The organism is Pandoraea sp. B-6, from assembly GCF_000282835.1.
GTDB classification, from domain to species: Bacteria; Pseudomonadota; Gammaproteobacteria; order Burkholderiales; family Burkholderiaceae; genus Pandoraea; species Pandoraea cepalis.
The window spans coordinates 1-13,921 of the sequence record NZ_KB290533.1; the positions used below are offsets into that span (position 1 = coordinate 1).

Sequence of the window (13,921 nt, forward strand, 5' to 3'; positions counted from 1 at the left end):
ATGAAACTCTGGCCGGTCCATGTCAGCAATCTAAATCACGTTAACCGTGTCTTCAAAGGCACGACACCGGGATAACCGCTCGTTCGTCATGGTGCTAACGCTAGTCACGGTTTCAATAGGCAATCATGACGGCCGTACCGAGACTAGCAATTGGAGGTTCAAGGCCGTGCGAGATTGCCGCGCAGGACATGAGAGAGACGATAGAAAGCCCATTGAACTCACGATGACACGTGAATCAACAGGTCGATCGATTTCTAGATCCAGGGCTCTTAACGCTACGAACTGTCGCGAGCAGGCGTCTTCGGGCCGAGTCGAGCACGGCTCCAGAATCCCAGATAACTAACGCACATGTTTCCGCTTGACGACAATCATGCGAGCCAAACCAAGGCGGCCGAATTCGGCCTCACCGTCACGGATTCGGTTTTTCTACAGCGCCAGCGTCACTGTCGCCTCCCTAATAAACCGCTGCTGATAGCAATGATTCACCCGCCGGCCTACGGTGTCCAATCGCATTTTTTGAGATCGCTATACACTGGCGTTATGGCTAGCATGAGGCTGACCTTCTCCCCAGTCGCCATGGCATATTCACGGGGTACGCAACGTACGCCTCTCTCTGAGACAGGTTGAGGGCTCCGGTGTCGTCACCTAGGAGCGGTATCGCGCACCGCAGAATGCCTAGTGGGTCACTGATCGCTAGACCTTCTTCCGCATCCGACTGATATCGCCAGCTCGGTGTCCAAGTCGTGACGCTGTACGAGCCCTACGCGACGGTCGCATATGGATTGGAAAAAAGTAACCCACGTACAGACGAGCACGATTCCGAGCACATCAAACTTCGGAGTACACCAGAAGTTCGTGGTTGACAGTTAAACCCGCCGGATGGCGACTCTTACGCGATCGAACTGCGGCTACATTCGGCGGGCCGTAGGTAAGCAACGCCGTTCGCCGTAGGTCCCTTTGCTATCCATCCGTCAAGCATATCCCCCCACACCTGTAGCATAGCCCTCCGCTGCTCGGCATATTCGGCCTTGTTGTACACCGCCCGCACCCCGCGCTGCTCGTGCGCCAAACATTTCTCTATCCAGTCGCTGTTAAACCCGGCTTCATGCAATTGCGTGCTCGCCGTTCTCCGCAAGTCGTGTACTGCAAAAGACTCGAAATCCTCCGTCCCACTCTTGTGAATGAGCTTCACAGCACTGTCGATAACACGATTCAGCGTGGCAGCACTTATAGGCAATTCCGACTCGTATCGGCCTGGGTGCAGGTACGAGCTCGCGCCGAAACAGGTCTTGAAGGTAACCAGGATGTCTAGGGCCTGCTGGCTCAGATAGACATTGTGCGCGCGACCAGCCTTCATCCGCTCTTTCGGAATTGTCCAGACCGCCGCATTGAAGTCCACCTCATCCCACGTGGCCAGAATGAATTCCGACTTGCGCACCATCGTCAGGAGCATGAACTTGACGGCCAGACGCAGCGTGGGAAGCGTGGGCGTGCGCTCCAGGGCCTTGAAAAACACGTGGATTTCCCCGGGCGTCAGCGCGCGGTCTCGTGGCCTGAAAGTAGCGATAGCGGAGGGCCGGATATCTTCCGCCGGGTTGGCTACCTTCAGCCCCCTTGCCTGCACAAAGCGGTAGACCTGCAGGACGATGTCGCGTGCCTGAACGGCAGGCGCAGCCGCACCCCGCTCCTTGATCTTCTCGCATCTCGTGAGGAGTCTTGAAGGTGTGATCTCTTCTAGCTTTAATCGCCCGAATTCCATCGCGAGGTTCCGGTCGTAGACAGACTTCCTCATCGCACGGGTCGACTCAGCGAGCGTGGCTTCCGCGAAGTATTTTTCGGCCCACTTGCCGAACGTCATCGCTTCGGCCGCCTCTACCCGCTTTTCAACCTTGCTTCTCGACGGACTGACGCCCTGTTCAACTTCCCGACGAGCCCGTTCAAGGAGCAGCCTTGCTTCCGCAAGACGCACCGACATGCCAAAGGAAAGTTCGTCGGCAGCGCGTGCGCCGCGTGCTGACAGCCCGGGATCGTAGCGGCCAATGACCAGGGTTTCCCGGCGACCATTCAGACGATAGTCGAAGCGGAAACTCACCGCTCCGGCCGAGGTAACCGCCACGTAGAGGCCGCGCTGGTCAGCCACCTTGTATATCCTGCCGGTCGGCTTGAGCGCCCGCAATTCGAGGTCCGTAAGCATGCAATACTCCGTGAACTGATACCGTGTTTGATACCGTCACGCGCCGTGACGGTATCAAAATGGATCGTCTGCAGAGAAAGATGCTATACCGTCGCTCATGCCGTCGGCGGCCCGGCGCTGCCGACAGACGGCAGCGGACCAAAATAGTCGATAAACCCTTGTTTTTGTGTGGGAACTCAGGGAATCGACGGACCTCTGCAGACCACTGCAGAGGATCCTAAATTACTCCCACTCGATCGTCGCAGGCGGCTTGCCCGAGATGTCATACACGACCCGGTTCAAACCACGCACTTCGTTAATGATGCGGTTCGACACCTTGCCGAGCAGATCATGCGGCAGGTGTGCCCAGTGCGCCGTCATGAAGTCTTGCGTCTGCACGGCGCGCAGCGCCACCACCCACTCATACGTGCGGCCATCTCCCATCACGCCCACACTCTTGACCGGCAGGAACACCGCGAAGGCCTGGCTCGTCAGCTCGTACCACGTCTTGCCGCTGTTCGGCTCAACCGTGTTGCGCAGCTCTTCGATGAAGATCGCATCGGCGCGACGCAGCAGATCGGCGTAATCGCGCTTCACTTCGCCCAGAATGCGCACACCCAGACCCGGGCCCGGGAACGGGTGACGATAAACCATGTCGTGCGGCAGACCCAGCGCCACGCCCAGCTCGCGCACTTCATCCTTGAACAGGTCGCGCAGCGGCTCCAGCAGCTTCAGACCCAGCGTCTCCGGCAAGCCACCCACGTTGTGGTGGCTCTTGATCGTCGTCGCCTTCTTCGTCTTCGCCCCGCCCGACTCGATCACGTCCGGATAGATCGTGCCTTGCGCCAGCCACTTCGCATTCTTCAGCTTCTTCGCTTCCGCCTGGAACACTTCAACGAACTCACGGCCGATGATCTTGCGCTTCTGCTCCGGATCGGTCACGCCCTTCAAATGCCCCATGAACTGCTCGGCGGCATCCACGTGCACAACCTTCGCATGCAGTCGGCCTTCGAACATCTCCATCACCATTTGGCCTTCGTTCAAACGCAGCAGACCGTGATCGACGAACACGCACGTCAGTTGGTCGCCAATGGCGCGATGAATCAGCGCCGCCGCAACGCTCGAATCGACACCGCCCGACAAGCCCAGAATCACTTCCTCGTCGCCCACCTGCTCGCGGATCGCCTTGACGGCTTCCTCGATGTGGTCGCGCATGATCCAGTCCGGCTTCGCCCCGGCAATCTCCAGCACGAAGCGCTCGAGCAGCTCACGGCCTTTCACGGTATGCGTGACTTCCGGGTGGAACTGCACCGCGTAATAGTGACGCGACACGTCGGCCATGCCGGCGATCGGGCAGCTCGGCGTCGACGCCATCAGCACAAAACCCGGCGGCAATTGCGTGACCTTGTCACCGTGGCTCATCCACACCTTCAGCATGCCGTGGCCTTCGGCCGTACGGAAATCCTCGATACCGTCGAGCAGCGGCGTATGGCCCTGCGCACGCACTTCGGCGTAACCGAACTCGCGATGATGGCTAGCCTCGACCTGACCGCCCAACTGAACCGTCATCGCGAACATACCGTAGCAAATGCCCAGCACCGGCACGCCCAGATCCCAGACGGCCTGCGGGGCACGCAGATCCTGATCCTCATACGTGCTCGCATGGCTACCCGACAGAATGATCGCCTTCGGATTGAATTCACGAATGAACTCGTCCGACACGTCGTTCGGGTGGATCTCGCAGTAAACGTGCGCTTCGCGAACGCGGCGGCCGATGAGCTGGGTGACTTGCGAACCGAAGTCAAGAATGAGGATTTTGTCGTGCATCGTGAGGTACGGAGGAAGTGGATTCGTTGGACGTCGGCGCCGTGGCAGAAGGCACGGGCGTGACAATGCCGGTGGTGCCCGCAGGCGCGACCGGCGTGGTATTGACGGAAGCGGAGCCGCCGCGAGGCGCCTCCATGCGCGGCTCAGCGCGCTTGCCTCGGGCCTCGTCGCCGGCCCGGGCATCGGGATCATCGTAGGGTGCGTCGCGCCGGGTGTCGCTCACGACCCCGCCACGCCCGCGACCGGCCGCCTGCTGTGCCGCCTGCACGCGCTCTTTCGTACGCACGCTCGACGCCAGCTTGACGAGAATGGCACCCACCACCAGCAAGACGGCCCCGAGCGCCGGCATCAACCACTTGCCGCCCCCCGTCACCGCCAACTGGCCGGAAATCAGCCACCCCAGCACGAAAGCACCGATCACCCAGTTGATATGCCCCGTCACTTTCGCGACGGTCGCCGTCAACTGGCCGTTCACGGTGGCGTGCCATTGCAGCCAGGCCACGCCGACGAAGGCCACACCAAGCGCCTGCGCATACAGCACGGGCGATGGCGCGGGCACTTCAATGGCCGCATACAGCGATGACCAGAACGACGCGATCAACAGCACACCGAGTGCCAGATTCAACGCCGCATCGAGGAACAGTACCGTACGCAACATGGCCTTCATGGGTGATTACTCCACGTGGTAGTTGGGGGCTTCCTTCATGATCTGGACGTCGTGCACATGCGATTCGCGCATGCCGGCGGCCGTGATTTGTACAAACTCCGCCTTCTCGTGCAGGTCCTGGATCGTCGGGCAACCCAGATACCCCATCGACGAACGGATACCGCCCGTCAACTGATGCAGGATGGCCATCACGCTGCCCTTGTAGGCCACACGGCCTTCAATGCCTTCCGGCACCAGCTTGTCGGCGTTGTTCGCCGGATCCTGGAAGTAACGGTCGGCGGCGCCATCCTTCATTGCCCCCACCGAACCCATGCCGCGATAGCTCTTGTACGAACGGCCCTGGTACAGGAACACCTCGCCCGGCGCTTCTTCCGTGCCCGAGAACATGCTGCCCATCATCACCGTGTGCGCGCCAGCGGCCAGCGCCTTGGAGATGTCGCCCGAGTAACGAATACCACCGTCCGCGATGAGCGGAACACCCGTGTCCTTGAGCGCTTCGGCGACGTTGGCAATTGCCGTGATTTGCGGCACACCCACGCCCGCCACAATACGCGTCGTGCAGATCGAGCCCGGGCCGATACCGACCTTGACGGCGTCCGCCCCATGTTCGACCAGCGCCACGGCGGCACTCGCCGTCGCGATGTTGCCGCCGACCACTTCGATCTGCGGGAAATGCTTCTTGACCCACTGCACGCGGTCCAGCACACCCTGGCTGTGGCCGTGCGCCGTGTCGACCACGATCACGTCGACACCCGCCGCCACCAGCAGCTCCACACGCTCTTCATTGTCCGCCCCCACGCCAACGGCGGCGCCGACACGCAGCTTGCCGTGCTCGTCCTTGTTCGCGAGCGGGTGCTCGGTCGCCTTCATGATGTCCTTGACGGTCATCAGGCCGCGCAGTTCGAAGGCGTCATTGACGACCAGCACGCGCTCCAGGCGGTGGCTGTGCATCAAGTGCTCGGCATCGGCCGGCGACGCGCCTTCGCGCACGGTGATGAGCTTTTCCTTGGGCGTCATGATCGCGCGCACCGGCTCGTCCAGGCGGCTCTCGAAACGCAGGTCACGGTTCGTCACGATACCGATGAGCTGAGCGCCCTCGACGACCGGGAAACCGGAAATGCCATGCTGGCGCGACAACGCGATCACATCGCGCACCTTCATGTGCGGCGGAATCGTGATCGGATCGCGCAGAACGCCTGATTCAAAGCGCTTGACCTTCGACACTTCACGCGCCTGCTCGGCCGGCTTCAGATTCTTGTGAATAATGCCGATGCCGCCCTGTTGTGCCATGGCGATAGCCAGACGCGCTTCGGTCACCGTATCCATGGCGGCCGACAGCAAAGGCATGTTCAAGGTGATGTTGCGCGTGAGCTTGGTTTTCAGGCTGGTGTCGCGCGGAAGAACGGCAGAGTAAGCCGGGACGAGGAGCACGTCATCGAAAGTGAGTGCTTTTTGGATCAGACGCATGGCAAATCCTATAGGCGCAAAACCGAATTATACAGAAATCGCAGGACGCATGGCACGTCTGCCCCACATGTCAAGGGGCTTTTTCCCCGAGGGCCGGAACGAACGCGCATCCGCGCCTCGCGGCGACCGATTTGCCAACCCGGCCGACTGCCGGATTTCACAAGAGCGGCGCCCTGGGCCCATGCTATTCTTCGGCCCTTCCTGCACCGCCCCGGCCGGTATAACGAGGCGATGTCCGGCGCGGATCATCGGCATCTCGCCAACACGAACCACGGGTACAAATTTCATGGGGCAAGGCATTTCTTTCGGACTGGCTGCGGGCGCCTTGTGGGGCCTGGTCTTCCTGGCCCCTCGCCTGCTGCCCGGGTTCTCGCCGCTGGAACTGTCGGCCGCCCGTTACGTCCTGTATGGACTGGTATCCGCCGTGCTGCTCGCTCCCCTCTGGGCGCGTCTACGGCATACCGTCACTGGCAGTGACTGGCGGGCGCTGTTCCGGCTGAGTCTTGTCGGCAATCTCATCTACTACCTGTTTCTCGCGGGCGCGGTCCAGATGGCGGGGATTGCGCCGGCCTCGTTGATCGTAGGCGTGCTGCCCGTAACGGTCACACTGGTCGGCAGCCGTGACCACGGCGCCCTCCCCCTGTCGCGGCTGGCGGGGCCCCTGGTACTGGTCGCGGCGGGCATCGTCTGCATCAACGTCGACGTGTTCGCCCACGCCTCGGCAAGCGGCGGAGACTGGCGGCTCACCCTCGCCGGCATTGGCTGCGCAGTCGGCGCGCTCGTGAGTTGGACATGGTATGCGGTAGCCAACGCCCGCTATCTGGCGCGATTCGGACACTTCACGAGTCAGGAATGGTCGCTGCTGACGGGCGTCGCCACGGGCGTGCTCGCGCTCATGCTGGCGATTCCGGCCGTGTGGCTCCCGCACCCGGTCGTGCTCGACGCGCCGCGCGACTGGCAGATGTTTCTGATCGTGAACATCGCCGTAGCGGTGGGCGCATCGACCATTGGCAATGCGTTCTGGAATGCGGCAAGCCGACGGCTACCGCTCACCCTGTCGGGACAGATGATCGTGTTTGAAACGCTCTTCGCGCTGATTTACGGCTTTGTCTACGAACAGCGCTTGCCACGCCTGCTGGAACTCGCCGCCATCGCGTTGCTGCTAGCGGGTGTCAGCGCTTCGGTAAGATTGCATGCACGGAAATCGGCGCACTGATTCGCGCCCCGTGATTCGAATAAAGACGCTAATCGGCGCCCCCCCCGCTAGCGCACCACTTAACACTCCACTCAGCGCCCACGCGCGCGTTTTGGTTAGCTTGCCGGTCAGCGCGGCACCGGGTCACACACCGCAGACGTCAACTGCCGCGACGGCTACCGAGCCATTTCTGCCCTTCTCGGCTCCCTTCGTTGCGTACCTTTTCCACGCGTCGCTGACGTGCGAGCTTGGGATCGGCCTTCAACGCCCGGTAGATTTCGATGCGATCCCCGTCCTCCACGGCGGCGTCAAGCGCGCGCAGCTTACCGAAGACGCCGGCTTTCATGCGCGACATGTCCAACTCCGGAAACCGCTGCAGCAGCCCGCTGCGCTCGATCGCCTCGCGCATTGTGGCGCCTTGCGACAACGTCAGCGCGACGATCGTCTGCTCGGCGGGCAATGCGTAGCAAACCTCGACATTCACCTCACCCGGCATAAACGGTCTCCGCACGTTTGACAAAGGCGTCGACGAACGTATTGGCGATGTGGCTGAATACCGGGCCGATCACCTTCTCGAGCAGAAAACTCGCAAATTCGTAGTGAAGGCCGAACTCGATCTTGCAAGCGTTCTCGCGCAGCGGCGTGAACTTCCAGGTGCCGTGAAAACGTTTGAAAGGCCCTTCGACGAAGGTCATCTGAATGGAATGCGGGCGCTCCTGGAGATTGCGCGTCGCGAACGAGTGCTTCAGCCCTTTGAAGTCGATGATCAGCGACGCCTCCATGCTGTGCTCGTCCTGGTGCCGAATATCGACACCACCGCACCAGGGCAGGAATTTGGGGTAATCGGCGACATTGGTCACCAGGTCGTACATTTGCTCAGCGGAGAAATGCACGAGAACGGTTTTACTGACTTCGGCCATCGTCTGTCGGTCGAGGTGCATGCAGGACGCGTCGGCCATCGAGGTCATATCGATGCGCGCGCGACGCAAGCCGCCTGTTGCCGAGACTCTTTGTTAAAATCGGTATTTTACCCGAGCCCGACTCACCGGGTCCGACCAAGTTACCCGCCAAGGATCCATGAGCATCATCGACAACAAGAAGGCCTTCTTCGATTACTTCATCGAGGAGCGATACGAAGCCGGGATCGCGCTCGAAGGGTGGGAAGTCAAGGCCATTCGCGCCGGGCGGGCGCAGATCAAGGAAGGCTATGTCGTCATCAAGCATGGCGAGATCTTTCTGATCGGCACACACATCAGCCCGCTGCAATCCGCATCGACGCACATCAACCCCGACCCCGTGCGCACCCGGAAGCTCTTGCTCAAGGCCGACGAAATCAAGAAGCTCATCGGCAAGGTGGAGCAACGCGGCTACACGCTCGTACCGCTGAACCTGCACTACAGCAAAGGCCTCGTGAAATGCGAGATAGGGCTGGCCAAGGGCAAGAAGCTGCACGATAAGCGGGAGACGGAAAAGGCGCGCGACTGGGAACGCGAGCGAGCGCGCCTGATGCGCACGCCGACGTAAGGCGCTGCATCAGGGGGCGTGTGCATCGAGGCAGACCACCGCCTCCGCCCGCTACCCAGCGAAAACGGCCCGCATTGCACTGAACCCCAGACGTTGGGTGGTTCAGTTCAGCGCGGGCCGTTTTTCTTTGCGCGGCCGGACTAACGTCGTGCCCCCGAATGGCCGAAGCCCCCCACATTGTCACCGCTCGCCGTCGACCCACCCGCCGTCGAACCGCCTTCGGTACCACGCACAATCTTGAGCGCCGAGGCGATCATGCTGCTCATGTCCGTCAGATTCCCCGGCACGATCAAGGTGTTATTGGTTCGGGCGATCTTGCTGAACGCTTCCACGTACTGCTCCGCGACCTTCAGGTTGACCGCTTCCATACCGCCCTGCGTCTGAATGGCCGTCGCAACCTTGTGGATGGCCTCGGCGTTGGCTTCCGCCACCGCCAGAATGGCCGAGGCCTGACCTTGCGCCTGGTTGATCGCGGCCTGACGCTCCCCTTCCGACTTCTGAATCGCCGCCTCCCTCGCACCGGACGCCAGGTTGATCTGTTCCTGCTTCTTGCCTTCCGACGCCGCGATCAACGCGCGCTTTTCGCGCTCGGCCGTGATCTGCGCCTGCATCGCATGCAGGATCTCCTTCGGCGGCGTGAGGTCCTTGATTTCATAGCGCAAGACCTTCACGCCCCAGTTCGACGCCGCCTCGTCGAGGGCATTCACCACACTGTGGTTGATGAATTCGCGCTCCTCGAACGTCTTGTCGAGTTCGAGCTTGCCGACCACGCTACGCAGCGTCGTTTGCGCCAGTTGCGTAATGGCGATGATGAAGTTGCTCGACCCATACGACGCCTTCATGGGATCCGTGACCTGGAAGTACAGAATTCCGTCGACCTGCAACTGCGTGTTGTCCTTCGTGATACAGACCTGGCTCGGCACGTCGAGCGGCACTTCCTTGAGCATATGTTTGTATGCCACGCGATCCACGAATGGCACAACGATGGACAGTCCCGGTGTGAGCGTCGCGTGATACTTGCCGAGACGCTCGACCACCCAGGCGTGCTGCTGCGGCACGATCTTGATCGAGCGTGCCGCAATGATCACGGCGATGATGAAGAGAATAAACGCGACGTTGGAAAACATGTTCCCCCCTTGAAGCGCCTGCCATGACGGCGGGCGAATTCCCCGTCACCCGCGACCACGGGCGATACGATGCAATGCATGCCATGCGACGACGCCGAAGCGAAAGCGAGACGCGCGTTTGCGCGCCGGTCCCGGCGACTATGCCGTCACGTGCGCGACGTACAGCCGGCTGCCGCGAACCTCGCAAATGACGAACCATCCTGCGCTGGGCAACTCGCCGGGCAAAAGTTCGACGTCCCATTCGGCACCGCGATACATCGCCCGCGCCTGACCGTCAGGACCCCAGACATCCACGCGCAGACGCTGCCCGATATCGAGGTTGGTATTGGGGTCGGCCGTCGCGTCGACCTTGATGCGCCGCTGACCGAAGCGGCTGCGGCGCAGAATCCAGACCGCCACGCCCGCGACCGCCGCCGCTGCCACCCACTGCAATGGCCAGTCGATACGCAACAGCGCCGCAATACCACCGGCCGTCATGCCGAGCGCCACCATCAGGAGATAGAACGTACCACTTGCCAGCTCCAGCACCACGGTCAATCCGGCAATGCCGAACCACAGCCAAGCCTGTTCCATTGCAACTCCCAGACACAAAAAAACCCCGGTGTGATACCGGGGTTTATAGCACGAAACCCACCGATCAGCGCGCGCATCCCAAGGGATGCGTCAGCCTTTCGGCAGCGTCCGAGGTGCCACTCGGACGCGTCCTAACCGAGGTCGATATCGTGACCGTCGGCGACGGTTACTTCGCCAGTTTGGCGAGTTGTTGCCACGTTTCCATCACCGTGTCCGGGTTCAACGACATCGATGCAATGCCTTCGTTCGCCAGCCACACGGCCAGATCCGGATGGTCCGACGGGCCCTGACCGCAGATGCCGACGTACTTGCCCTTGGACAGGCACGCCTTGATCGCACGACTGAGCATGAACCGCACCGCCGGGTCGCGCTCGTCGAAGTCCTTGGCCAGCAGCTCCATGCCCGAATCGCGGTCCAGACCCAGCGTGAGCTGCGTCAGGTCGTTCGAACCGATCGAGAATCCGTCGAAGTACTCGAGGAACTCATCGGCCAGAATGGCGTTCGACGGCACTTCGCACATCATCACCAGCTTCAGACCGTTCTCGCCACGCTTCAGGCCGTAACCGGCCAGCATGTTGACCACACGCTCCGCCTGGCCCAGCGTACGCACGAACGGCACCATGATCTCGACATTGGTCAGGCCCATTTCGTCGCGCACGCGCTTGAGCGCACGGCACTCCATTTCGAACGCTTCGGCGAAGTCTTCCGAGATGTAACGCGACGCGCCACGGAAGCCCAGCATCGGGTTTTCTTCATCCGGCTCGTAGCGCGAACCGCCAATGAGCTTCTTGTACTCGTTCGACTTGAAGTCCGACAGACGCACGATCACGCTCTTCGGATAGAAGGCAGCGGCAATCGTGGCGATCCCTTCGGCCAGCTTGTCGACGTAGAACGCGCGGGGCGATGCATGACCGCGAGCCACCGATTCGACCGCTTTCTTCAGGTCGGCGTCGATGTTCGGGTACTCGAGAATCGCGCGCGGGTGCACACCGATGTTGTTGTTGATGATGAATTCCAGACGCGCCAGACCCACGCCTTCGTTCGGCAGTTGCGCGAAGTCGAAGGCGAGTTGCGGGTTGCCCACGTTCATCATGATCTTCACCGGGATCTTCGGCATTTCGCCGCGGTGGATCTCGGTGATTTCGGTTTCGAGCAGCCCGTCGTAAATCTTGCCTTCGTCGCCCTCGGCGCACGAGACGGTCACGAGCGCGCCATCCTTGAGCACGTCGGTGGCGTCGCCGCAACCCACGACGGCCGGCACCCCCAGTTCGCGCGCGATGATCGCCGCGTGGCAGGTACGGCCGCCGCGGTTCGTCACGATGGCGGCGGCACGCTTCATCACCGGCTCCCAGTTCGGGTCGGTCATGTCGGCCACCAGCACGTCGCCCGGCTGCACGCGTTCCATCTCGCTCGGGTCCATGATCACGCGCACTGCGCCTGCACCGATCTTCTGGCCGATGGCACGGCCCGTGGCCAATACCGGCGCCTCGCCCTTGAGCTTGAAGCGCTGCTCGACCTTGCCGATCGCCTGGCTCTTCACGGTTTCCGGACGTGCCTGCAGAATGTAGATCTTGCCGTCCTTACCGTCCTTGCCCCACTCGATGTCCATCGGACGGCCGTAGTGCTTCTCAATGATCAGCGCGAACTTGGCCAGCTCGACGCAATCGTCGTCGGTGATCGAGTAACGGTTGCGCAGTTCCATCGGCACGTCGATGGTCTTCACGCGGCCCGGCTCGCCCGGTTGCGTGAATTCCATCTTGAGCAGCTTCGAGCCGAGCGTGCGGCGAATGATCGGGTACTTGCCGGCCTTGAGCGTCGGCTTGAAGACGTAGAACTCGTCCGGGTTCACGGCGCCCTGCACAACCGTTTCCCCCAGGCCGTAGCTGGCCGTGATGAAAACGACGTCCTGGAAGCCCGACTCAGTGTCGATCGTGAACATCACGCCCGACGCGCCGCAGTCCGAGCGCACCATGCGCTGCACGCCGGCCGACAACGCCACTTCGGCGTGCGTGAAGCCCTTGTGAACGCGGTACGAAATGGCCCGGTCGTTGTACAGCGACGCGAACACGTGCTTCATGCGATCGAGCACGTCTTCGATGCCGACGACGTTCAGATAGCTTTCCTGCTGACCGGCGAACGATGCGTCGGGCAAGTCTTCCGCGGTAGCCGAGGAGCGCACGGCGAACGATGCGTCCGGCTGATCGGCCGTGATACGGGCGAACTGCTCGCGGATATCCTTCTCGAGCTGCGGCTGCAGCGGGGCGTCGACGATCCATTGACGGATTTCGGCACCGGCTTGCGCGAGCGCCTTGACGTCATCCACATCCAAACCCTCAAGGCGCTGGGCGACACGCTCGGTCAGGTTGTTGTGATGGAGGAATTCGCGGAAGGCGTAGGCCGTCGTGGCGAAACCACCCGGCACGCGCACGCCGGCGCCGGCCAGTTGGCTGATCATTTCGCCAAGCGATGCATTCTTGCCGCCGACCGACTCGACGTCGGTCATGCGCAGATGCTCAAACGGCACCACGTAGGCGCCGTCGTGTGCTGCGTTAGTCATAAAAGCCCCTAAGGTAAGAAAAAAAATTCTCGGAGGATCGGCTGGGACTGACAGGGGCCGATCGACCTGTTGGATAAGAAATCGCGCATACGCGGCGTCATGAACCGGGGGCAAGGTCTCGACGACGAGCGACGCCCCCTCCAGACTTCCCGCGACGCCCCGCCCCACGGGCCTGAAGCCGGGCGGCGCGCGACGGTCGCACAATTGCTTATCCAACAAGTTGCCGCTATTCTACCGTGCAACGCACCATTTTGCGATTCTGCGCATGACCGACGCCACGACACCCGGAAACTCCCCGACATCCCCCGCCGCACCGACCCAACCGGTGGCTGCGCGCCCGGTCTTCATCGTGTCCGACGGCACGGGGATTACTGCCGAAACCTTCGCGCATTCGATCCTCGCGCAGTTCGAGATGCGTTTTCGTCAGATTCGCGTTCCTTTCGTGGATTCCGTCGATAAAGCCTATGAAACGGCGCAACGGATCAATGAAATGTATCGGACCGACAACATCCGCCCGATCATTTTCAGCACGCTCGTCGATGCCCGGGCCAATGAGATCCTGCGCAATTGCCAGGGCGTGATTCTCGACATGTTCCAGACGTTCATCGAACCGCTGGAACTGGAGCTGGGCCTCAAGTCGATGCACGCCATCGGCCGCGTCCACCAGAACGCCGACAGTGAGGCGTACAAGAACCGGATCGAGGCGGTGAATTTCTCGCTCGCGCATGACGACGGGCAGTCCAACAAGAACCTGCAAAGCGCGGATGTGATCCTCGTGGGCGTGTCGCGCAGCGGCAAGACACCCACGACG

At 61.5% G+C, this 13,921-nt stretch carries 11 protein-coding genes and 1 pseudogene; 3 read left to right on the forward strand and 9 right to left on the reverse strand.

All coding sequences use genetic code 11. From position 1 onward, the window contains the following. Nucleotides 1-889: 889 nt before the first annotated feature. The 4 genes from A985_RS0114440 to guaB all read right to left on the reverse strand — a co-directional run bounded on the left by A985_RS0114440 (nt 890) and on the right by guaB (nt 6,134). Nucleotides 890-2,194: a site-specific integrase gene (locus A985_RS0114440; protein WP_017234115.1), complete on the reverse strand. Its 1,305-nt coding sequence runs from the start codon at nt 2,192-2,194 to the stop codon at nt 890-892. Between the two features lie 222 nt (nt 2,195-2,416). Then, nucleotides 2,417-4,000, reverse strand: coding sequence for a glutamine-hydrolyzing GMP synthase (gene guaA, locus A985_RS0114445; protein WP_017234116.1), 1,584 nt, complete (start codon nt 3,998-4,000; stop codon nt 2,417-2,419). After that, a complete protein-coding gene (locus tag A985_RS27075; protein WP_017234117.1) occupies nt 3,975-4,667 on the reverse strand; it encodes a hypothetical protein in 693 nt (230 codons plus the stop codon). Before A985_RS27075 ends, guaA begins: the two co-directional genes overlap by 26 nt. Nucleotides 4,668-4,673: 6 nt before the next feature. After that, nucleotides 4,674-6,134 carry an IMP dehydrogenase gene (guaB, locus tag A985_RS0114455; RefSeq protein WP_017234118.1) on the reverse strand — a complete coding sequence of 487 codons (1,461 nt, stop codon included), beginning with the start codon at nt 6,132-6,134 and terminating at the stop codon, nt 4,674-4,676. 286 nt (nt 6,135-6,420) lie between these two features. Between guaB and A985_RS0114460 the strand changes: the two genes are divergently transcribed. Continuing rightward, nucleotides 6,421-7,350, forward strand: coding sequence for a DMT family transporter (locus A985_RS0114460; RefSeq protein ID WP_017234119.1), 930 nt, complete (start codon nt 6,421-6,423; stop codon nt 7,348-7,350). Nucleotides 7,351-7,489: 139 nt separating this feature from the next. On the opposite strand, the gene A985_RS0114465 is transcribed toward A985_RS0114460, so the two are convergent. Then, the gene (locus A985_RS0114465; RefSeq protein ID WP_017234120.1) at nt 7,490-7,825 is read right to left on the reverse strand and encodes an RnfH family protein; all 336 of its coding nucleotides are present in this window, start codon (nt 7,823-7,825) and stop codon (nt 7,490-7,492) included. Further along, nucleotides 7,815-8,249, reverse strand: coding sequence for a type II toxin-antitoxin system RatA family toxin (locus A985_RS0114470; protein WP_026131979.1), 435 nt, complete (start codon nt 8,247-8,249; stop codon nt 7,815-7,817). The genes A985_RS0114465 and A985_RS0114470 overlap by 11 nt, the downstream gene beginning before the upstream one ends. A 154-nt stretch (nt 8,250-8,403) precedes the next feature. On the opposite strand from A985_RS0114470, the pseudogene smpB reads away from it, so the two are divergent. Further along, nucleotides 8,404-8,853 (forward strand): annotated as a pseudogene (smpB, locus tag A985_RS0114475) (SsrA-binding protein SmpB); the annotation flags it as partial. Between the two features lie 140 nt (nt 8,854-8,993). On the opposite strand, the gene A985_RS0114480 reads toward smpB, so the two are convergent. The 3 genes from A985_RS0114480 to ppsA form a co-directional block, all read right to left on the reverse strand. Continuing rightward, on the reverse strand, nt 8,994-9,980 hold the full coding sequence (locus A985_RS0114480; RefSeq protein WP_017234123.1) for an SPFH domain-containing protein: 987 nt from the start codon (nt 9,978-9,980) through the stop codon (nt 8,994-8,996). Nucleotides 9,981-10,118: 138 nt separating this feature from the next. Beyond that, nucleotides 10,119-10,553 (reverse strand): NfeD family protein, encoded by a 435-nt coding sequence (locus A985_RS0114485; protein WP_017234124.1) that lies wholly within the window; start codon nt 10,551-10,553, stop codon nt 10,119-10,121. A gap of 166 nt (nt 10,554-10,719) precedes the next feature. After that, entirely contained in the window at nt 10,720-13,110 is a 2,391-nt protein-coding gene (ppsA, locus tag A985_RS0114490) for a phosphoenolpyruvate synthase (protein WP_017234125.1), read from the reverse strand. A gap of 265 nt (nt 13,111-13,375) precedes the next feature. Here ppsA and A985_RS29275 point away from each other — a divergent pair. Continuing rightward, nucleotides 13,376-13,921: kinase/pyrophosphorylase (locus A985_RS29275; protein WP_369751580.1), on the forward strand; the 546-nt coding region annotated here is incomplete at its 3' end.

Coding starts and splice junctions, on each gene's coding strand:
- guaB (WP_017234118.1), bottom strand. CDS start 6,134: ATGCGTCTGATCCAAAAAGCACTCACTTTCGATGACGTGCTCCTCGTC.
- guaA (WP_017234116.1), bottom strand. CDS start 4,000: ATGCACGACAAAATCCTCATTCTTGACTTCGGTTCGCAAGTCACCCAG.
- A985_RS0114465 (WP_017234120.1), bottom strand. CDS start 7,825: ATGCCGGGTGAGGTGAATGTCGAGGTTTGCTACGCATTGCCCGCCGAG.
- A985_RS0114470 (WP_026131979.1), bottom strand. CDS start 8,249: ATGGCCGAAGTCAGTAAAACCGTTCTCGTGCATTTCTCCGCTGAGCAA.
- A985_RS0114485 (WP_017234124.1), bottom strand. CDS start 10,553: ATGGAACAGGCTTGGCTGTGGTTCGGCATTGCCGGATTGACCGTGGTG.
- A985_RS0114460 (WP_017234119.1), top strand. CDS start 6,421: ATGGGGCAAGGCATTTCTTTCGGACTGGCTGCGGGCGCCTTGTGGGGC.
- A985_RS27075 (WP_017234117.1), bottom strand. CDS start 4,667: ATGAAGGCCATGTTGCGTACGGTACTGTTCCTCGATGCGGCGTTGAAT.
- ppsA (WP_017234125.1), bottom strand. CDS start 13,110: ATGACTAACGCAGCACACGACGGCGCCTACGTGGTGCCGTTTGAGCAT.
- A985_RS0114440 (WP_017234115.1), bottom strand. CDS start 2,194: ATGCTTACGGACCTCGAATTGCGGGCGCTCAAGCCGACCGGCAGGATA.
- A985_RS0114480 (WP_017234123.1), bottom strand. CDS start 9,980: ATGTTTTCCAACGTCGCGTTTATTCTCTTCATCATCGCCGTGATCATT.